At 37.2% G+C, this 20,589-nt stretch carries 19 protein-coding genes and 1 tRNA gene; 11 read left to right on the forward strand and 9 right to left on the reverse strand.

Annotated features, from left to right (window positions below; genetic code table 11):
- The first annotated feature begins 2 nt into the window (after nucleotides 1-2).
- A complete protein-coding gene (locus LC814_RS02080; RefSeq protein ID WP_226064696.1) occupies nucleotides 3-494 on the forward strand; it encodes a PH domain-containing protein in 492 nt (163 codons plus the stop codon).
- Between the two features lie 47 nt (nucleotides 495-541).
- On the forward strand, nucleotides 542-2,539 hold the full coding sequence (locus LC814_RS02085; RefSeq protein WP_226064697.1) for a S9 family peptidase: 1,998 nt from the start codon (nucleotides 542-544) through the stop codon (nucleotides 2,537-2,539).
- A gap of 114 nt (nucleotides 2,540-2,653) precedes the next feature.
- On the opposite strand, the gene LC814_RS02090 is transcribed toward LC814_RS02085, so the two are convergent.
- Nucleotides 2,654-3,202: a hypothetical protein gene (locus LC814_RS02090; protein WP_226064698.1), complete on the reverse strand. Its 549-nt coding sequence runs from the start codon at nucleotides 3,200-3,202 to the stop codon at nucleotides 2,654-2,656.
- A gap of 130 nt (nucleotides 3,203-3,332) precedes the next feature.
- On the opposite strand from LC814_RS02090, the gene LC814_RS02095 reads away from it, so the two are divergent.
- The 7 genes from LC814_RS02095 (at nucleotide 3,333) to LC814_RS02125 (ending at nucleotide 9,407) form a co-directional block, all read left to right on the forward strand.
- Nucleotides 3,333-3,980, forward strand: a complete 648-nt coding sequence (locus tag LC814_RS02095; protein ID WP_226064699.1) for a hypothetical protein — start codon at nucleotides 3,333-3,335, stop codon at nucleotides 3,978-3,980.
- 193 nt (nucleotides 3,981-4,173) lie between these two features.
- Complete coding sequence (queA, locus tag LC814_RS02100; protein ID WP_226064700.1) at nucleotides 4,174-5,223, forward strand: tRNA preQ1(34) S-adenosylmethionine ribosyltransferase-isomerase QueA; 1,050 nt, start codon at nucleotides 4,174-4,176, stop codon at nucleotides 5,221-5,223.
- A 98-nt stretch (nucleotides 5,224-5,321) separates the two neighbouring features.
- The gene (locus LC814_RS02105; protein WP_226064701.1) at nucleotides 5,322-5,669 is read left to right on the forward strand and encodes a four helix bundle protein; all 348 of its coding nucleotides are present in this window, start codon (nucleotides 5,322-5,324) and stop codon (nucleotides 5,667-5,669) included.
- Nucleotides 5,670-5,710: 41 nt separating this feature from the next.
- Entirely contained in the window at nucleotides 5,711-6,745 is a 1,035-nt protein-coding gene (gene rlmN / locus LC814_RS02110; protein WP_226064702.1) for a dual-specificity RNA methyltransferase RlmN, read from the forward strand.
- Nucleotides 6,745-7,461 carry a YoaK family protein gene (locus LC814_RS02115; RefSeq protein ID WP_226064703.1) on the forward strand — a complete coding sequence of 239 codons (717 nt, stop codon included), beginning with the start codon at nucleotides 6,745-6,747 and terminating at the stop codon, nucleotides 7,459-7,461. The genes rlmN and LC814_RS02115 overlap by 1 nt, the downstream gene beginning before the upstream one ends.
- Complete coding sequence (locus LC814_RS02120) at nucleotides 7,461-8,336, forward strand: YjiK family protein (protein ID WP_226064704.1); 876 nt, start codon at nucleotides 7,461-7,463, stop codon at nucleotides 8,334-8,336. Before LC814_RS02115 ends, LC814_RS02120 begins: the two co-directional genes overlap by 1 nt.
- Before the next feature lie 93 nt (nucleotides 8,337-8,429).
- On the forward strand, nucleotides 8,430-9,407 hold the full coding sequence (locus LC814_RS02125) for a polyprenyl synthetase family protein (RefSeq protein ID WP_226064705.1): 978 nt from the start codon (nucleotides 8,430-8,432) through the stop codon (nucleotides 9,405-9,407).
- A 21-nt stretch (nucleotides 9,408-9,428) separates the two neighbouring features.
- Here the strand turns inward: LC814_RS02125 and LC814_RS02130 are convergent, their stop codons facing one another.
- The 4 genes from LC814_RS02130 to LC814_RS02145 form a co-directional block, all read right to left on the reverse strand.
- The gene (locus LC814_RS02130) at nucleotides 9,429-11,942 is read right to left on the reverse strand and encodes a copper-transporting P-type ATPase (protein WP_226064706.1); all 2,514 of its coding nucleotides are present in this window, start codon (nucleotides 11,940-11,942) and stop codon (nucleotides 9,429-9,431) included.
- 57 nt (nucleotides 11,943-11,999) lie between these two features.
- On the reverse strand, nucleotides 12,000-12,398 hold the full coding sequence (locus LC814_RS02135; protein WP_226064707.1) for an acyl-CoA thioesterase: 399 nt from the start codon (nucleotides 12,396-12,398) through the stop codon (nucleotides 12,000-12,002).
- A 14-nt stretch (nucleotides 12,399-12,412) separates the two neighbouring features.
- Nucleotides 12,413-13,171 carry a peroxide stress protein YaaA gene (gene yaaA, locus LC814_RS02140; RefSeq protein WP_226064708.1) on the reverse strand — a complete coding sequence of 253 codons (759 nt, stop codon included), beginning with the start codon at nucleotides 13,169-13,171 and terminating at the stop codon, nucleotides 12,413-12,415.
- Nucleotides 13,172-13,295: 124 nt separating this feature from the next.
- A complete protein-coding gene (locus LC814_RS02145; RefSeq protein WP_226064709.1) occupies nucleotides 13,296-13,907 on the reverse strand; it encodes an L-threonylcarbamoyladenylate synthase in 612 nt (203 codons plus the stop codon).
- Nucleotides 13,908-13,996: 89 nt separating this feature from the next.
- On the opposite strand from LC814_RS02145, the gene LC814_RS02150 reads away from it, so the two are divergent.
- Nucleotides 13,997-14,069 (forward strand) — tRNA-Met (locus LC814_RS02150).
- A gap of 231 nt (nucleotides 14,070-14,300) precedes the next feature.
- Here LC814_RS02150 and LC814_RS02155 read toward each other — a convergent pair.
- From LC814_RS02155 to LC814_RS02165, 3 genes are all read right to left on the reverse strand, one after another.
- Nucleotides 14,301-14,669, reverse strand: coding sequence for a glyoxalase (locus tag LC814_RS02155; RefSeq protein ID WP_226064710.1), 369 nt, complete (start codon nucleotides 14,667-14,669; stop codon nucleotides 14,301-14,303).
- Between the two features lie 119 nt (nucleotides 14,670-14,788).
- Complete coding sequence (locus LC814_RS02160; protein ID WP_226064711.1) at nucleotides 14,789-15,673, reverse strand: Rieske (2Fe-2S) protein; 885 nt, start codon at nucleotides 15,671-15,673, stop codon at nucleotides 14,789-14,791.
- Nucleotides 15,674-15,819: 146 nt separating this feature from the next.
- Entirely contained in the window at nucleotides 15,820-17,211 is a 1,392-nt protein-coding gene (locus tag LC814_RS02165; RefSeq protein WP_226064712.1) for a mercuric reductase, read from the reverse strand.
- 376 nt (nucleotides 17,212-17,587) lie between these two features.
- Here LC814_RS02165 and LC814_RS02170 point away from each other — a divergent pair, with 376 nt between their 5' ends.
- On the forward strand, nucleotides 17,588-19,360 hold the full coding sequence (locus LC814_RS02170; RefSeq protein WP_226064713.1) for an ABC transporter ATP-binding protein: 1,773 nt from the start codon (nucleotides 17,588-17,590) through the stop codon (nucleotides 19,358-19,360).
- A 137-nt stretch (nucleotides 19,361-19,497) separates the two neighbouring features.
- Here LC814_RS02170 and LC814_RS02175 read toward each other — a convergent pair whose 3' ends face one another.
- Complete coding sequence (locus LC814_RS02175) at nucleotides 19,498-20,175, reverse strand: SDR family NAD(P)-dependent oxidoreductase (RefSeq protein WP_226064714.1); 678 nt, start codon at nucleotides 20,173-20,175, stop codon at nucleotides 19,498-19,500.
- Nucleotides 20,176-20,589: the final 414 nt, after the last annotated feature.

Consider the following 20,589-nt stretch of genomic DNA (forward strand, 5'->3'; position numbering starts at 1 on the left):
AAATGCAGGAATTTAAAACAGCAAAAATGGACGGCAAAACAAAAACCATCACCATTATTTTGATTATTTTTTTGATTTTCTTTCCAATAAGTTCTTTTTTCTTTCAACCACCTAAACCTACCATTTCCATCCTCAGTATCATCATCATGTACGGCGGAATCATTGTTGCTTATGGCTTTATTCCGAAAAGAATTGCACTTTCTGAAGACCAGATTTTAATAAAAAATTTATACGGCTCTATTCTTATCGACATTAATAATGTTACAGAAGTCCAGGCTTTTCGCAACCGCAGTTTAAATTTTCGGACTTTCGGCGTTGGAGGATTATTTGGCTATTTTGGTTTATTTAATGGTACCGATACCTGGTATGTGACGAATACGCAAAAACAAGTGAAGATCACGCTTAATAAAGGCAAAAATTACATGATCAGTCCCGAAAATCCCGATGAATTTATAAGTTCTCTCCTTAAATTAAGGGATAAAGAAGCGAATTAATTTCCTGGACAATTCTCTATATTTGTACGACTCAAAATAAATTTCTAATGAAAATAAAAAATACATTGATTGCTCTTGCAGCACCATTTCTTATGAATGCACAGCATGTTATGACTCCTGAAATTCTTTGGACTTTGAATAAAATTGGAGTTTCTGCAGTATCACCTGACCAAAACGCTTTAATTTATAGTATTGGTAAAACCGATCTGAAAACTGAAAAAACCAACAAGAAGAATTACTTTTTCAATATCAAAAATTCTGAAGCCACAGTTCTTGATTTGGGTAAAAAGTCTTTAATTCAGTGGGACGATAACGGTATTTATGCGCAGGAAGGTGAAAAGCTTTATATTTCTAAAGATGCTGGAAAAACATGGGCTGAATTTTATACGATTGGTAAAGTTGATAATATTGTGATTTCTCCCGATGGTAAAAAAATCGCCTTCAGCAAAGAAGTTTTAATCGAAAAAGTGATGGGCAAAGAGAAGTACGACGACGTGCCGAAAACAACTGCTCAAATTTATACCGATCTTAATCACCGACACTGGGACTATTTCAGCGAAGGAAAATACAATCACGTTTTTGTAGTCAATGTTTCTGAACCGGTTGATTCAGCCAAAGATTTATTGGAAGGGAAACCGTATGATTCGCCCCAAAGACCATTTGGTGGCAGTGAAGATTTTGTCTGGAGTCCTGATTCTACACAATTGCTTTATGTAACAAAACCACTGAGTGGAAAAGAGTATGCAACTTCAACCAATACTGATATTTTTGCTTATAATTTATCTTCCGGAGCAGTAAAAAATGTTACCGAAAGTAATAAAGGTTATGATGTTTCACCAAAGTTTTCGCCAGACGGAAAATATCTTTCCTGGTTATCGATGGAGCGGGAAGGTTATGAAGCCGATAAAAACGATATTAAAATTTTGGAATGGAAAACGGGCAAAGTTTCTAATCTTACTTCAAAGTGGGACGAAAGTGTTGCTGGATCTTTTTTCTGGGCAAAGGACTCCAAAAATATTTTCTTTACAACGGCGTGGAGAGGCACCAATCAACTTTTCTCTTTAAATCCAAAAACAGCTAGAGTTAATCAGATCACCAGTGGTAATTTCGATGTGAATGATATTTACGCCCAGGATAAAAACACTTTATTGGTTTCCCGAACCGACATGAATCACAATGCTGATTTATTTAAAGTTGATCTCAGAAAAGGAACAATGACGCAAGTGACTGAGGTGAATAAAAAGAACTACGAAAATTTGACGCCGTCGAAAACCGAGCTGAAAATGGTGAAAACTACAGATGGTAAAGAAATGGGCGTGTGGTTTATTTACCCACCGAATTTTGATCCGGCGAAAAAATATCCAACCTTACTGTATTGTCAAGGTGGTCCGCAATCTGCGCTCACCCAGTTTTTTAGCACGAGATGGAATTTTGCTTTGATGGCAGCAAACGATTATATTATCGTTGCACCAAACCGCCGAGGAATGCCGGGTTGGGGCACGAAATGGAACGAGGATATTTCCAAAGATTGGGGCGGCCAACCGATGAGAGATTACCTTTCTGCTGCTGATTTTGCCAAAACATTGCCTTACGTAGATGGTGACCGAATGGGCGCTGTAGGTGCGAGTTATGGTGGTTATAGTGTATTTATGTTGGCAGGAATTCATGAAAACCGTTTCAAAACATTTATCGCTCATGACGGACTTTTCGATATGAAATCCTGGTATTTAACGACCGAAGAATTGTGGTTCGCGAAATGGGATTTGGGTGGCTCTCCTTACGATATCCCAACGCCGAAAGCCTACACCGTGTTCGATCCATCACAATACGTTAATAAATGGAACACTCCAATAATGATCATTCAAGGTGGAATAGATTATCGCGTTCCTTATGAGCAAGGTCAGGAAGCTTTTCAGGCGGCACAGTTGAAAGGTTTAAAATCTAAATTTCTTTATTTCCCGAATGAAAATCACTGGGTTTTACATCCACAGAATGGCCTGGTCTGGCAACGTGAATTTTTCTCCTGGTTGAAGGAAACATTTTAACAAAAAGAAGTTCAGATTATTCTGAACTTCTTTTTTTTTGTAATTTTTAAATTTGAATTTGTCTAATGAATCAGCCGCCAGATATTTTATTTTTAGCGTTTAAGCTTCTATAAATTAAAGTTCCGCTTTAACTTTAAAACCTGCATTTATTTTCATTTTGATTTGATCGGCGCTTACTTTATTTCCCTGAATTTCTATTATTAGCGAGTTTCTATCGCTTCGGAAATATTCTGCGATTTCCGCATCTGTAGTCGTGAAAATAATTTCATTAGGATCCGTATTATTTTCTGCAGTCGCGATGAGTTTGTCTTGAAGATTACTGCCTTTAATATAAATCCGCGCATTTTTAATGACATCTAGTTTGTTTCCCAAAGTGGAACTTACGTAACTCACGCTCAGTTTGCTCAATTTTACAGACTTTAAATTTACAATTGAAAAATTGGGATTGTTAGCCTTAATTTCATTGTTAAGATTAATATCCATATGGATTTCCGGCGCTTTCGTGTAAGAAGTTGTACTTACCGTCGCGAAGGGAACTTCAATCTGGGAACTGAAAGGAACCTCAAAGGGAGGCAAAACTTCCAATACTGAGTTTACGATTTCACGGCAGCTCATTACAAAGAACATTGTCAGTACACTGCTAAGAAGAATTAATTTTTTCATATTTCAATTTTTTTAGTCCTCTGCATTTATCATTCCATTCAGATTTTTATTCGTAAAATTATATATTTGTTTAAGATCTCTCTTTTATTTTAAAGGAAATGGTATACTATAAATTCATAAAATATTCTCAATGACAAAAATTTATGTGCTCTTTTTATTGTTGCTTTTTAGTAGAAGTTTTAGCCAAACTTATGAATTCGATTTTTTAACAAAGTATTCCATGGAAAATTTTAAAAATAAATCCACCTACGATTTTGTGAGTTATCATAATTCAGATGATTTTTCTTATGTGTTAAGGTTAAGAAAAACGGACTCAGATTTCACAGCAACAATTTATGATAGTCAAAGAAATTTAGCCCATGATTTTGATGTTATAGAATCAAAAGTTTCGGGAGAAATTCAGTTTCAATTTAATTATATCACCAGTTCTAAAATGGAAAAAATTAAAGCTCCCAAAAATTACCGATATGAATTTTCTGAAATTTCACCCAATATACCCAAGATTATCGCTTTAAAAGTTTATCCTTCTAAGAGATCCAATAATCCAATAGCTGAATGTACCATCACTTTAGCGAATGCCAATAAAAATTTGATGCCAATATACGGATCAGAAGTGTGTCATATTTCTAGAAATGACAACAATCCTATTTCAAATGCAGGTAATTATATCGTTTCAAAAACTGTAGCAAAAAATAAGAACTATCAGTACGAAACTAAGCTGACAGAGTATAAGAATGTTAGTTTCAAAATCGTGGTTGGTGAAAAAACAGAATTGTAAGTCAGCTAACTTTCTAAATTATTTTAGATGGGTAAACGTTTTATTTTCATTTTAAATATCCTTAAAAATTCTTAAATAACCCTCAATAGTATTAAAGAGCGCATTTACTTGACTTTGCCTTTTCAATGTCGTATATTTGCAGACCGAAATTTCACAGGTTCGGACTTAATTTTTAAACCGTAATTTAAAAAGAATGAAAACATCCCATTTTGACTTTGATCTTCCAGAAGAACTTTTAGCAGAACATCCATCCGTACATAGAGACGATGCTAAATTGATGGTTCTTAACCGCAAGACGCAAACTATAGAACATAAACTATTCAAAGATGTCGTAGATTATTTCGATGAGAAAGATCTCTTTATCTTCAACAATACCAAAGTATTCCCTGCAAGATTGTACGGAAACAAAGAAAAAACCGGTGCAAAAATCGAAGTTTTCTTATTAAGAGAATTGGATAAAGAAACCCGCGTTTGGGACGTATTGGTAGATCCAGCAAGAAAAATCAGAATCGGAAATAAATTATTTTTCACCGAAGATGAAGGTTTGGTTGCAGAAGTAATCGATAATACGACTTCAAGAGGTAGAACTTTAAGATTTTTATACGATGGTTCTTATGAAGAATTCCGTACGAAATTGAAAGAATTGGGTGAAACTCCACTACCGAAATATTTCAAAAGAGAAGTTGAGCCCGAAGATGCTGAACGTTACCAAACGATTTATGCAAAACATGAAGGTGCCGTTGCGGCTCCAACAGCAGGTTTGCATTTCTCCAGACATCTCATGAAAAAATTAGAAATCAAAGGAATCGATTTTGCAGAAATTACACTTCACGTTGGTTTAGGTACTTTCAATCCAATCGAAGTTGAAGATTTGTCAAAACATAAAATGGAATCTGAGGAAGCCATTATCGATCAGAAAAACGCAGATATCATCAACAAAGCTGTAGCAGAAGGCAGAAGAGTGTGTGCTGTAGGAACTACAACCATGAGAACGATTGAAACATCAGTTTCTTCTAACCGAAAAATTGGACCGTATCACGGCTGGACGAATAAATTTATTTTTCCTCCGCACGACTTCGGTGTTGCAAACTGTATGATCACCAATTTCCACATGCCAAAATCTACTTTAATGATGATGGTTGCAGCATTTGCAGGAAAAGATTTCCTAATGGAAGCTTACGCAGAAGCCATTAAGCATAAATATAAATTCTATTCTTACGGTGACGCCATGTTGATCATCTAATTAAATAAAAGAGCCAGGTAAAAGCAAAAAGGATACTTGGAAACAAGATTATTTTTTAATTTCGAAAGGTTTATTTTAATCGGTCAAAATTTTTTATAATGAAAAAGAATGATTTATTAGAGCGAACCTTTTGGTCTGGAATTAATTGTCTTAAGTTTTTAAGAAAACTTCCAAATGATTCTGAATATAGATTAATCAGATATCAATTGGGGAAATCTGCAACTTCAATTGGTGCTAATTATGAAGAATCTCAAGCTGGATCTTCCAAAGCAGATTTTAAAAATAAGGTTAAAATTTCTTTACGAGAATCAAGAGAATCCAACTATTGGTTGAGAGTAATTAAAGCACTCGATGAAAAACAAAATCAAGAATTGGATGACTTACTTGCTGAAAGTACAGAATTAAAAAACATTTTTGGTGCGATCGTAAATAACACGAAGCTCTAAAACTTTTACCATTTACCTTTTTACTTGGCTCTTATTATATTATGAAGGATATTCGAACTTTAACACTTGATCAACTCCAGGAATATTTTGTCTCTTTAGGAGAGAAACCTTTTCGGGCGAAACAAGTGTACGAATGGTTATGGAGTAAGAATCTACATTCCATCGAGGAGATGACGAATCTTTCAAAAGATTTGCGAGACCGTATTTCGCAGGAATACATGATTAACCCAATTTCGGTTGATCAGCTCCAAAAATCTACAGACGGCACGATTAAAAACGGGGTAAAATTACACGACGGACTATTAGTAGAATCGGTATTAATTCCCACAGAAACACGAACCACAGCTTGCGTTTCCTCCCAGGTTGGATGTTCCTTAAATTGTGAATTCTGCGCAACGGCCCGACTGAAAAGAATGCGAAATCTTGAAGTCGCAGAAATTGTAGATCAAGTTGCATTGATCGACCGGCAGAGTAAACTGTATTTCGACCGACCACTCTCAAACATTGTTTTTATGGGAATGGGTGAGCCGATGATGAATTACAAAAACGTGGTTGAATCCATCAGAAAAATTACTGAACCTAAAGGAATGGGAATGTCAGCACGACGAATTACTGTTTCTACTTCTGGAATTCCGAAGATGATTAAGATGTTGGCTGATGAGAATTTGCGCGTTAAATTAGCGCTATCTTTGCATTCAGCGATCGAGAAAAAAAGGAATGATATCATGCCTTTTTCTGATAAATTTCCTTTAACTGATATTATGGATTCCTTGAAATATTGGTATGAAAAAACTGGGAATATCGTCACTTTTGAATACTGTGTCTGGAAAGGTATTAATGACGAAGATGAAGACATTAAAGCTTTAATTCGTTATTGTAAACAAATTCCCAGTAAGGTAAATCTCATTCAATATAACCCGATCGGTGATGGAAAGTACGATCAGTGCAATAAAGATGCAGAAGAAAATTACGTCCGTCAACTGGAAAAAGCTGGAATTACCGTTTTAATTCGCAGAAGTCGAGGTGGCGATATTGACGCAGCCTGCGGACAACTCGCTAATAAAAGCAGTGAGTAATGTTTTCGCACATCGGGAAATCCAGAACGCCCAACCATAATCTGGCAATTGCGTCCTTACTTTCTTTTGTAGCTGGTCTGGTAAATGTAGTCGGATTTTTTGCCGTGGGAAAGCTAACAACCAATGTTACCGGTCATTTTGCCTTTTTTGTGGATGAGGCTTTCAAGGTGAATTTTCGTGATGCATTTCATGTAGCACTTTTCATTTTCTTCTTTTTTTTAGGCGCATTCAGTGCCAATTTCATGGTTGAAACCTTTTCCCGAATACGGGAAAGTCAAACCTACGTGTTACCTATAGTTACAGAAGCTTTTATATTAGCGGTAATTGCCTTTACCGGCAGTTATCTGATCCAAACAAATCCAGATCTTATTGCATACAGTTTACTTTTCGCGATGGGAATGCAAAACTCCCTGGTAACCAGTATTTCAAAATCAGTGGTGAGAACTACGCACTTAACAGGAATGTTTACCGATATGGGAATTGAGTTTTCCCAACTCTTTTTTTATAAAGATAGAAATCACAAAAATAAACTTCTCCGGTCAATTGGTTTACGTTTGACTATTATTTGGCTCTTTTTTGGTGGTGGAGTGTGCGGCGGAATTTTATTTGAACGATTTGGAATAAAAACCCTTTTTTTAGGAACTCTTATACTGCTTAGTGGTGTACTTTATGACTTTATAAAAATTAGAATTCTCGTCCGCAAACGCAAACGATAATGAAGAAAATACTTGTCTTTCTTTCTTTTTTTTATGTTCTGAATATTTCAGCGCAGCAAAACTATGAATGGCTGAAAATAAACCAGTTTCGTACGGCTACACTGGGAGATTCTCTGAAAGAAAATTCATCGCTGGATTTTTTTAAGGGAAAACTTTTAACGTTAAATGACGGTGGAAATCCGGCAGAGTTATTTGAAATTGATAAATCCTCCGGCAAAATAAAAAAGAGTTATAAAACAAATCTTCAAAACGTAGACTGGGAAGCACTCGCCTCAGATTCTGTAAATATTTATATCGGTGATATTGGCAATAATGTGGGCGCCAGAAAAGATTTAGTTATTTATAAAGTTCCTCACAGCGATTCTTTAGAACTTGATTCAATCTATAAAATTCCTTTTTTCTATCCTGAGCAAAAGAATTTTACTCCTCAAAATCTCAACACTGATTTCGATGCAGAAGCTATGATTTTTTTGAATGGTAAAATTCACCTCTTTACGAAAGAATGGATTTCAAAATCCACCACGCACTACGTAATCGATCCGCAAATATTTGAAAACCAACCCGCTCAAAAAATTGAAACGTATAATATCGGATTTTCAGTTACAGACGCGGCTTATTTTGATGGAAAGCTTTATCTGGTCGGGTACACAAAAAAAGCAGAAGTTTTTCTCACCATCTTCACAGAAACAGATCCCGATCTATTTTTCGAACAAAAACCTAAAAACTATTATCTCGGTAGCGCTTTAAATATTGGTCAAATTGAAGGTATTACTGCCGATGAGGAGGGAATTTATATTTCCGGCGAAGAATTTATTATTCCTTTATTTAACGTAAAACCTTATCTTTATTTTATACCCTACGAAAAAATCAAATAATAGTCCTTCATGCCTCTGCTTTATGGGGGAAAGTGTTTTATTATAATTATATTTGTTCGTATTTACAAAATATTTAACTTTTATTAATAATTCGTGGCCAATATTGTAGCAGAAATAAAAAAACCTATCGATGCAGAGATGAAACTTTTTGAGCAAAAGTTTTATGAATCAATGCAAAGCAATGTTGCGCTTTTAGACAGGGTCACGCGGTTTATTGTAACGACAAAAGGTAAGCAGATGCGCCCGATGTTTGTATTTCTCTGCGCAAAGTTAACAGGAGATGTTAACGAGAAATCCTTTCGGGGTGCGTCTATGATTGAGTTGATACATACCGCAACCTTGGTTCATGATGACGTTGTAGATGAAAGCTTTAAACGTCGAAATTTCTTCTCGATTAATGCATTATGGAAAAATAAAATTGCCGTTTTAGTAGGTGATTATCTATTATCCAAAGCCGTTTTACTGTCGACAGATCACAAAGATTACGATTTACTCGCCGTCATTTCACGTACCATTCGGGAAATGGCTGAAGGAGAACTTTTGCAGCTTGAAAAAGCCCGTAAACTGGATATTACCGAAGATGTTTACTATGAAATTATTCGTCAGAAAACAGCCACTTTAATTGCGGCGTGTTGCGAGATTGGCGTGTTGTCAACCACTAATGATGAAACGCTGTCAAAAAAAATGATGGAATTTGGTACGTATACGGGAATGGCATTTCAAATTAAAGATGATCTTTTCGATTATTTAACATCAAACATTATCGGTAAACCTGTAGGAATTGATATCAAAGAAAAAAAGATGACTTTGCCGCTAATTCATGCGCTTCGGATTGCCAGTGATAAAGACCGCTCTTATTATTTCAATACCATTAAAAGGTATAATAACGACAGCAAACGCGTTAAAGAACTTATCGAATTTGTGAAGAAATCCGGAGGTTTGGATTATGCAGTTTCAAAAATGAAGGATTTCCAGCAAAAGGCCAAAACCATTCTGGATGAATTTCCGGAATCGGAAGCAAAAAAATCTTTACAATTGATGTTGGATTATGTGATTGAAAGAAAGTTCTAATTTCGTTCAACCTTCACTTTATTACTTAATTTTCAGGTTCGTATTATTCAATCGTAGCGAATTTAGTATTACTGAGACAGAGCTAAAACTCATTGCGGCCGCGGCAATCATCGGACTCATCAGTATTCCAAAAATAGGGTAGAGCAAACCCGCTGCTACCGGTATTCCCAAAGTATTGTAGAGAAAAGCAAAGAACAGATTTTCTTTAATATTCTTTAATAATTTTTCACTTAGAATTTTTGCTTTTGCCACTCCCAAAATATCGCCTTTCAACAACGTAATTTCGGCACTTTCGATGGCAACGTCAGTTCCAGTTCCCATCGCAATTCCTACGTTTGATTGCGCTAGAGCAGGCGCATCATTAATTCCGTCTCCAGTCATTGCCACGATTTTTCCTTCGGCTTGAAGTCTTTTGATTTCCGCCATTTTTTCCTGTGGAAGGCAGTTCGCAAAATATTTTTTTATCCCCAATTCATCTGCGACTGCTTTTGCGGTATTTTCGTTGTCACCCGTCATCATAATGACTTCCACATCATTTTCCTGCAGAAACTGAATTGCTCGTTTCGAACTTTCTTTAATATTATCTGAAAAAGCCAACAGTCCGAGAACCTCATTTCCTTTCGCTAAATAGGAAATTGTTTTTGCCTCGTCTTGACTGGATTTTACCTTCTCTGCAAAATCGTTTGGAATTTGGATCTTAAATTGCCTTAAAAGTGAAGCGTTGCCTAAAAGTATTTGCTCATTTCCAATCGTTCCTTTAACTCCTTTTCCAGATATATTTTCAAAATCTGTTACTTTTTCAAACGCTGATTTTTCATTTTTAAATTCTGCCAATACCGCATTAGATAGTGGATGGTCGGAGTTTTGATTTAAAGATGCTGCCAGTTTTAGTACCGAAGATCTATCAAAATTTTCGGTGGTAATCACTTCATCTAGTTTTGGTTTTCCTTGAGTTAAAGTTCCTGTTTTATCGGTAATTAGAACATTTACTTTATGCATTTGTTCAAGTGCTTCCGCGTTCTTAATCAGGATTCCGTTTTTTGCTCCTTTTGCAATTCCGACTGTTAAAGACATTGGCGTTGCCAAACCAAGCGCACATGGACAGGCAACGATTAAAACTGCGACAGCATTTACAAGCGCGTAAATTAATGCATTTTCTCCGCCAAAAATTCGCCAGAGGATAAAGGTTAGTATTGAAATTCCAATCACGGTTGGAACAAATATTTTTGATATTTTATCTGCTAATTTCTGAATAGGCGCTTTACTTCGGCTGGCTTCATTCACCATTTTAATAATTTGAGAAAGCAACGTTTCATCGCCAACTTTCTCCGCTTTCATTAAGAATGTTCCATTTCCGTTAATGGTTCCGGAAGTAACGATTCCGCCGCTTATTTTCTCTACAGGAATGGGTTCGCCTGTAATCATACTTTCATCCACCGAGGAATTACCTTCGATTATCTTTCCATCAACTGGAATTTTTTCGCCTGGTTTTACCCGCAAAATGCTGCCAATTTTAACTTCAGAAAGAGGAACCTTCTTTTCTGTTTTATCAACTATTAAATTAGCTTCAGCTGGAGAAAGATTCATAAGTTCTTCAATCGCCTTTCCGGTTTTTTGATGCGCTCGAGCTTCTAACATTTGGCCCATGATAACCAATGTGAGTATGACACAAACCGATTCAAAGTATAAAGGTATATTCCCGTCATGTCTTATTTCGTGCGGTAAAATATCGGGAAAGAACATGGCCAATAAACTAAACAGAAATGCGGCAGCTGAACCAAGTGCGATGAGTGAAAACATGTTCAGATTCCAGGTTTTAAAGGAAACCCAGCCTCGTTTTAATAAAAACCAACCCGCATAAAAAATAACGGGTAGCGAAAGTGCCAATTCAAAAATCGCTTGTGTCTGATGGGAGAATGGAAAGTCAAACCACATTCCACCCATCGATAAAATGAAAACTGGAATCGTAAAAATTAAAGCAATTAGAAACTTATTTCTTAACAGTTTATACGTATCATCGCCAGCATTTTCTTCTCCTTTACTGGGAATTTTGACCAGATCCATTCCACAAACGGGGCAACCAACGTTGGAATCATACACTTTATCACCTTCGCAAAACATAGGACAATAATATTTCCCCGCATTACTTTCCTGATTAATAACGACAGGTTTTACCTTTTCTCTGTCATGATGATGCGTTGACGAATTCACCAGTTCTTGGGTAATTTCCTCTAAATGCATATGGCAAACAGGACAACCTACATCGGAAGCATAGGTTTTATCGTTCTCGCAAAACATTGGGCAAAAATATTCGCCGATTTTATCTTCGAAACTTTCCGGCAGATTGGTCTTTGAAAAAGTTTGTGGTCTGTTTTGATAATCTGCCCTTTCCTCAATAGGAACTAAAAACATATTGCAGACTGGACAGCGCTTTCCCGGTTCGAAATATACTTTTTCGCCTTCACATTCCATGGGACAATAATAAACGGAACTCGGGGAAATCCTCTCGGCTGGAGGAATATTATTTTGAGACATTTTTCTTTGATTTAACAGGATTTTTCCTGTTGTTAATTAAACAGACACTTTGGGAGTTTATTTATCCTGACCGTCTAAACGATCGGAAATAAATTCGATTTTCGTTTTACCGTGGCGGGTTGGTTTACCATCGAGATTTACACCTACGAATATAATTTTGTCAATGGTAATAATGGTTTGGCGTGTCATCATATTCCGAACTTCACAAGTTAATGTAATGGAAGTATTTCCAAAATCTGTTGCTTCAATTCCAATTTCGATAATATCACCTTGTTTTGCAGAACTTATAAAATTAATCTCCGAAATATATTTGGTCACGCAACGTGGCGTTTCAAGCTGTACAATGGCATAAAGCGCTGCTTCTTCGTCAATCCACTGAAGCAGTCGACCACCAAATAAGGTATGATTGGGATTTAAATCTTCAGGTTTAATCCATTTTCTAGTATGATAGTTCATGTTTATTTTTTTAATTATCTTGTAAATACAAGTTTTTTTTCTGTGGAAAGATCGTCTGCGATATAGTATTTTTCCAGGTTGAACGCTTTTACTTCATCCAGCGTTTTTACTTTGTTTTCTGCGCAAAAACGGGCAACCAATCCACGAGCGTGCTTGGTGTACACTACGATTTGTTTCAGTTTTCCTTCTCGGTATTCGTAGAATTCGAAATCGATGACCGGTGCTTTAATCTTGTCTTTATCCAACACTTTAAAATATTCCTTGCTTGCTAAATTCAACACAAGATCTTTTGATTTTAATTCGCTGTTCAGTTGCTCCGTTACTTTTTCTCTCCAGAATTCATAGAGGTTTTTATGACCGTCAAATTTAAATTTCCGGCCCATTTCTAAGCGGTAAAGCATAATTCGATCGGATGGTTTCAGCAAGCCATACAGTCCAGAAAGTATTCTAAAATTTTTCTGAAGATAATCAATCGCTTTTTCATCCAGAGATTTTGCATCTAATCCGCGATAAACTTCCCCCGTAAAAGCCATCAATGCCGGCGCTGATTCTTTGTTGGAAGGTTTGGCTTTCCAGTTTTGATTTCTTTCCCAATTTTCATCGGCGAGCTTGGAAGAGATTTCCATGAGTTCCGACAAATTTTTGGGTGATTTATGTTTGAGCGTTTTTTGAATTAATTCAGCTTGGTCAATGAAATGGGGTTTGGTCGATTTCAAGAAAGGACTTGAATTTTCGATATTCATCAATTTGGCCGGAGAGGTAAGGATTTTCATATTTTGAAATATTTGAAAATTAAAATTTAAAAATTAAGATTTGAAAGCAGCGAATTTTCCATCCCGATCTGAGTGGATCCCGATGTAAAATCGGAAGGAACGGAGCGAATTATGGCCAAAAAATTTATAACTCACCTTTTCCTTGCCTGATAATTTCTGGCTCGCCACTGGTTAAATCCACGATCGTAGAAGCTATATTATCGCCATAACCGGAATCAATTACGATATCGACCAAGTGGTCATATTTCTCGGCTATCAATTCCGGATCGGTAGAATATTCAATAACTTCATCATCATCTTTAATCGAAGTAGACGCAATCGGGTGGCCTAATTTTGCCACAATCAACTGCGGAATAATGTGATCTGGAACGCGTATGCCGACGGTTTTATTTCCTTTGTAGGCGAGGGGCAAACTTTTGTTGGCCTCGAGAATAAATGTAAATGGTCCTGGCACATTATTTTTCAAATACCGAAAAGTACTGGTGTCTATCGGGCGTGTAAATTCTGAAAGATGGCTCAAATCGTTGCAAATGATGGAAAAATGAGCCTTTTCTAATTTTATTTTTTTTATTTGGGCCAATTTTTCCATGGCGCGAATATCGAAAATATTACATCCCAGCGCGTAAACCGTGTCGGAGGGATAGATAATTAAACCACCGTTATTCAGTGTTTTAACGACTTCTGCAATGAGGTTTTCCTGCGGATTTTCGGGATATATTTTAAGGATTTTAGCCATACCCAAATTTAAGAAAAAATAGGTGAATAAAGAATTTCTACAGAAAATTTGGAACTTTATGAAAAAGTTGTATATTTGCACCACAATAACGCGGGGTAGAGCAGTAGGTAGCTCGTCGGGCTCATAACCCGGAGGTCGCACGTTCGAGTCGTGTCTCCGCTACTAAGTAAAGAGAATCATTTTAATGGTTCTCTTTTTTTGTGCATCATGGTGAAGGTTTTGGGGGATTATAATGTTACATGCCCTTACAAAAAATTTACAAAACCAACATTGAATGAAAAAAGACATCCTTCTTGGCATGTCTTTTTATCAATTGATATAACGCCGTCACAATATTTTTTAATCATTGAAAATGAACGCTGAAAATTTTATTTCACTTACTTCTTCCAGACGCTAAATTATCTGACTTCTGATTCTTTCAATAAGCATCGTGATAATCCTTTTATTATATGCTTTAGTATCCAGGAAATAGGTTTCCAATTCTTCTAAAGTTAACATTCCAATCGTCATTCCAATGAAGGTGTTTTTCAAAACACTGTCTTTCTGTAAACTGGCCTCAATAAAGAGCGTCTTTTTTTGTTTTGATAAAGTTTCCAAATCTACTTTCTGACGTGAAGCATAGTTTAGAAAAACAGATTGATAGAAATCATTTTGCAATTTTAAGATGGGTCGTAAAGTTTCATTTTGAAAATTTTCTGCCTCGCTACTATTTTCTAATTTGGGAATCTCCAGCGATTCTCGTAAGTCTAATTTATCGGACATATTCCTTTTTTGTCTTTTTTATTCGTGAATTTGATATCATATTAACTTGTCGAAAATTTAAATTTTGATCTTTTAGCAGATAAGAAGTTCTTTTGATGCTGTAAAAGGTTACCATTTATTTAGTTGGATTTTTTCACTTCGATCTGGCCATTTCTCAGGCGGATTTCAAACTGCGGTTGTTTCTCCGACGCAGGTCCATTAATAACACAGCCATCTTCCAGAGAAAATACCGAATCATGCCAAGGGCATTTAACTTTACCACCTTCCAATAATTCGCCTTCATTGAGCGGACCGCCAAGATGAGAACATGTATTAGCGATTGCGTAAATTTTGTTATTTTGCTTTGCCAACAATACGGAAATTTCTCCGGCCTTTACCGACTTCATACTGTTGTTTTGTAATTCGTTTTCTGCCAGGACTGCTACGAAATCCGTCGGATATTCCTCTGAAGTAGCAGTATGATCCACACCGACTTGTTCTCCGAAAACCAAATGTCCACCTAGATAAGCTGCGAGGGAAACCACGCCATAACCTGCCATGGACAGTGCGATCGCGGTGCCTCTCGTTTTTTTATTTTTCCGGAGCACATAAGACGTGGCGTATAGAGCGGTGGCTCCAATATTGAGCATCCCGTGCATAAGTCCAATTTTGCGCTTCTTCGTAGTGGTGCCTGTCCAGTCGGTTAAACCGGTGACTGCAGCACCAAGAGCGCCAACAATTCCAATTGCAACGGCTGCATCGGCACCGTTCTTATATTTTCTACTTCCGGTTAACTCTGCTACATCTAAAATCGCCGTCATGGTCCACGCGCCAATGGGAACGTCCTTTATCACAGGATGTAAGGGATGTCCTAACCAGGTTCCATGTAAAAAGTTTTTAATTTTTTGTCCTGCGTCTCCGCCTGCTTCAAAAGTGTTGATGATTGCGGGTTGTAGCGCGTCGCCCGCAGTTTCTAACCATTCCTGTTCTTCGATAAGCCTAATTGCGTTTTTCTGGATCATCATTTTATATTTTTATGTTAAAAATTTTTTTTTACTGATTGAGTTGATCATCAGTTTCAGGAAAATTTGTAGCAACAATAATTTGTCCAAAATTTTTTACGAGGTCTGAATTGATCTATAATCGTTGTAAGGTTTTTTGAATTGTCATCTTACTTTTTATAAATTTCTGTAAAGAGCGTGTTCAAAGATTCGGAATAGGTGGGATGAGAGAAAATAGCGGTAGCCATATCGTTCGCAGGTATTTTGCCAAGCATCGCCATTTGAATGACCGACGCAATTTCGCCCCCTTCAGAGCAGATGATTGCGGCTCCTAAAATCTGTCCCGAATCTTCGTCAACAAGAGCTTTCCATAATCCCTGAGGCTCGCCCGTTTCTATTCCTCTCGTAATTCTTTTACCTTCGATTTTAAGGACTTTAAATTTTAATCCTTTTTCCCTGGCTTGACTTTCCGAAAGACCCACACGCCCTAATTGAGGATCCGTAAACATGGTGTAAGGAACAATTCTACCTTTCGTAGATGCATGGCCTTTTTGCAGAATATTTTCCCGCAGGATAACAAAGTCATTGTAAGCAATATGCGTGAACTGCGGTCCGCCATTAATATCACCTAATGCATATACGTTTTCGATATTGGTTTGTAGTTGATCGTTGACTTTGATATATCCTTTATCGTCTAATTCAATTCCGGCTGCTTCTATATTTAAACCATCTGCATTGGATTCCCGACCCGTTGCCACTAAGAGATGGGTTCCGGTCACTTCTTTATTTTCACTCTGTGATTTGTAAGTTACTGTGATTTCCTTTCCAGCACTTTCCACTTTCTTTACTGACGAATCCAGGATAAATTTCAATCCGTCCTTTTCTAAAAGTTTCTTTAATGATTCGGCAATATCATGATCTTCAGTACCCATGATCTGATCAGCAGTTTCGATAATCGTTACTTCGCTACCGAAACGACTGTACATCTGACCTAGTTCCAAACCAATATAACCGCCACCGATTACAATGAGTTTTTCCGGAATTTCATCCAAGGCGAGAATTCCTGTAGAATCATACCATTTAACATCATCCATCCCTTCTATCTTCGGAACTGCAGGACGTGAACCTGCATCAATAAAGATATAAGGTGCCGTATATTCATCCTCTGTACCATCCTGTTTCTTGATCACGACGATTTTTTCTCCACTGAAAGAAGCGGTTCCATAAATCAATTCCAGATTTTCAGCCTCCTTCGTTCTTTTTAGGAGTCCGTCTTTGGAATCATCTACAATTTTATCTTTTCTTGTTTGTGTCGTATTGAAATCAATTGCCAGATTTCCAACAGAAATTCCGTGTTTTTCTGCGGTTTTAATAGCGTGCATCACCTTCGCAGACGCAATTAGCGTTTTGGTCGGTGTACAACCAACATTCAGGCAAGCTCCGCCGAGTTCAGCCTCAGACTTTTCGATCATGATGGTTTTCCATCCGGCATCCGAGAGTTTTTGTGAAAGTGGTTTTGCGGCTTGACCTGAACCGATAATGATGGCATCTACTTTTTTCATTGTAAAAATTTAAACCTGAGTAATTTGGATAGGATAATGATCTCGACCAGAAAAAAGATTCAAATTTGCGAGCTGAAATCTTTTTAACGACGCGATCATCTCTGTTTAGGATAATGAAAGTTAAGTCTTTTTTAAACAGCTGTAAATTGGTCCTATTTCAGAAAGTAAAAAAACAGACTTTAAAAGAATTTTTGAGCTGAAAGGAAAAAATAATTTTTAAAAAAAATGGTGAGTTGGTGGAGAGGAAAAGGTAAAATAATTTGACTGAGTCGATAAATTGGTCAAAATCAAATCACTACAATAGGAAGTTTAAAATACGATCTGTCGATTAACCTTTTCGCAATGCGTATTTTTGCACCTTTATTACGAAAAAACAATGCAGCATTATAAAGAAAAATCTACCAGCAAAAAGCACCAAGAACCCAAAGTCACCATGTTATCGGCTTTCAAAACCATAATTTGGCCCCGCCGGAATTTGGTTTTCATTGGTTTATTGCTCATCATTATAAAAAGCGCCTCAGGCCTTGTGTTGCCCTGGCAAAGCAAAGTGCTGCTGGATCAGGTAGTGCCGAATAAAGACATGTCTCTTCTGTATTCACTTATTGCGATCGTAATCGCAGCGATTACGGTGCAGGCTGTTACTTCCTATTTATTGACCAGAATTTTGAGCGTCCAATCCCAGTTCTTAATCAGCGAATTGAGATCGCAGGTCCAGAAAAAAGTACTGTCCTTACCGATCAGTTTTTTTGACAATACAAAATCGGGTGCCTTGGTTTCCCGTATTATGAACGACGTTGAAGGGGTGCGGAACCTCATCGGGACTGGTTTAGTACAATTGGTGGGTGGAACATTTACCGCCGTAGTTTCCTTGATTATCTTAATAAAACTAAATCCCTGGATGACGCTTTTTGTCTTCGTGCCGTTGACTTTATTTGGTTTAATTGCCCTGAAAGCCTTTAAATTCATCCGTCCGATTTTCAGAAATCGTGGAAAAATCAGTGCAGAAGTTACCGGCAGATTAACCGAAACACTCGCAGGCGTTCGCGTCATCAAAGCTTTTAATGCAGAAAATCAGGAAAATATAGTTTTTGAGGAAGGCGTGGATAAACTCTATCAAAATGTGAAGAAAAGTTTGACCGCCACCGCTTTAATGACGAGCTCCTCAACGTTTTTAATTGGAGTCGCTACCACCGGAATTATGGGAATGGGCGGTTACTATATGATGATCGGCGAAATGACGACGGGAGATTTTCTCTTCTTTACTTTGATTCTGGGCTTTATGATCGCGCCCATTGTGCAGATGAGTAATATAGGAAGTCAACTTACAGAAGCTTTGGCAGGTCTGGACCGAACGGAAGAACTCATGAATATGACCGCAGAAGAGGACAATCCAAACAGAACCATTGAACTGAAAACCTTAAAAGGCGACATCGAATTTAAAGAAGTATCATTCTCTTATGAAGAAGGAAAAGAGGTCTTGCACCATATCAATTTCAAAGCTGCAGCGGGAAGTGTCACCGCACTTGTGGGAAGTTCCGGCTCTGGAAAATCTACAATTGCAGGGTTATCCGCAACTTTTTTAACACCAGTTTCCGGCGTGGTCACCATTGACAATCAGGATTTATCGAAGGTCAAATTAAGCACGTATCGTCAATATTTGGGCGTCGTTTTACAGGATGAGTTTTTATTTGAAGGCACCATTCGCGAAAATATTTTATTTCCACGGCCGAATGCGACCGAAGAAGAATTACAAAATGCCGTCAAAGCCGCCTACGTCAATGAATTTACAGACCGATTTGAAGAGGGTTTAGAAACATTAATCGGCGAACGAGGCGTGAAATTATCTGGCGGTCAGCGGCAGCGTTTGGCGATTGCACGTGCGATTCTGGCCAATCCAAAAATCATCATTCTGGACGAGGCCACGTCGAGTTTAGATACCGAGAGTGAAGCCCTGATTCAAAAGAGTTTAGCCGAGCTGATCAAGGACCGAACCACCATTGTCATTGCCCACCGTTTGAGCACCATTCGCCAGGCGGATCAGATTTTGGTCATCGAAGCCGGCCATATCGTCGAGCGCGGAAATCACGAGGAACTCATCGCAAAAGAGGGCAGGTATTACGAATTGTATACCTATCAATCGAAAATTTAATTGTAGAAATATTCATTTGAAGCTTAATCCTGCTTTTCGTTGCAATCTTTTTTCTGCCGATTTACATCGGCAGAAAAAAGGATTTTCACTGCAATCAGGGCTAGGGGAGTTTCGCTAATTTTTAAGCGATGATGATTTTACCACAAAATAGTTGATTCTTTTTCAGCATTCCAAAAGGTGCCGCTTTCAAAATCATTCGTAATAAACCGATAAATATTTTCCGCAGATTTTTCTGGAGTTAAAGTTCCATTCACCAAATTACTTTCCCGAATCGTTGTTTTCACCCAACCTGGATGAACTGCGGCAACTTTTACTTTACCTTTTAATCTGTTCGTTAAAATCTTGGTGTACATATTGAGCGCACTTTTAGACATTCGGTACGCCACGGAATCCGCTGTTTCGCACTCATCGAGCGAACCCATTCTGGAGGATATATTGATGACTTTTCCCTGATCAGAAATTAAGTTGATCAAAGGTTCCGTAAAGAAAACAGTTCCAGAAACATTTACTTCAAAAGTTTGGGCAAACGATTTTCGGTCCGGTTGTTGCGTGCCTAAATCTGGTCCAACTCCCGCATTATTTATCAGAATATCAAGATGGTCAAATTTTTCTAAAATGGTTTTTTGGGCCTCATCAATACTTTGCGGACTGGTTAAATCCAGCGCCAGTGCATAAAAGTTGTCACCTTTAAATTCCTTGATTTCTCCCGTTCTACTTGTTCCGATAACGAAATAATTCTCCGCTAGCATTTTCTCGGCAAGCGCTTTTCCTATTCCTTTGCTGACGCCGGTGATGAGTACGATTTTCTTTTTCATCTTGATAATTTATTATGATTATACAGTTTCTACTTTCGAAGGTAAGATAATCGATTAATTAAATGTGAGATAAATTTCTTCAAATTTTCATCCTTATTCAACTTGCATTAATTTATACAGAAAGCTAATCTATATCCCTATTAGAATTCACAATTCCGAACCATCCAATTTCCTTTAGCTTTAGTAATCTGTCACATTAGAAAATACTAATCAATTTTGTAATTACTATTAACTTAGGTATTTTTATAGAATTTCTGCTATTTAATCCATGATTCTTAAAATATTACTTATTGCAGCTAACGGTGATGAAATCTTAACTGGAGGTTCTGATTACAGGATATGTTTGGTTCTATTCCTTTTACCAATAATCGAAGGGTAAAGCTACAATGTTGAGTGTTTTAATTATTGAAACTG

It is taken from the genome of Kaistella polysaccharea (genome assembly GCF_020410745.1).
Classification (GTDB): Bacteria; Bacteroidota; Bacteroidia; order Flavobacteriales; family Weeksellaceae; genus Kaistella; species Kaistella polysaccharea.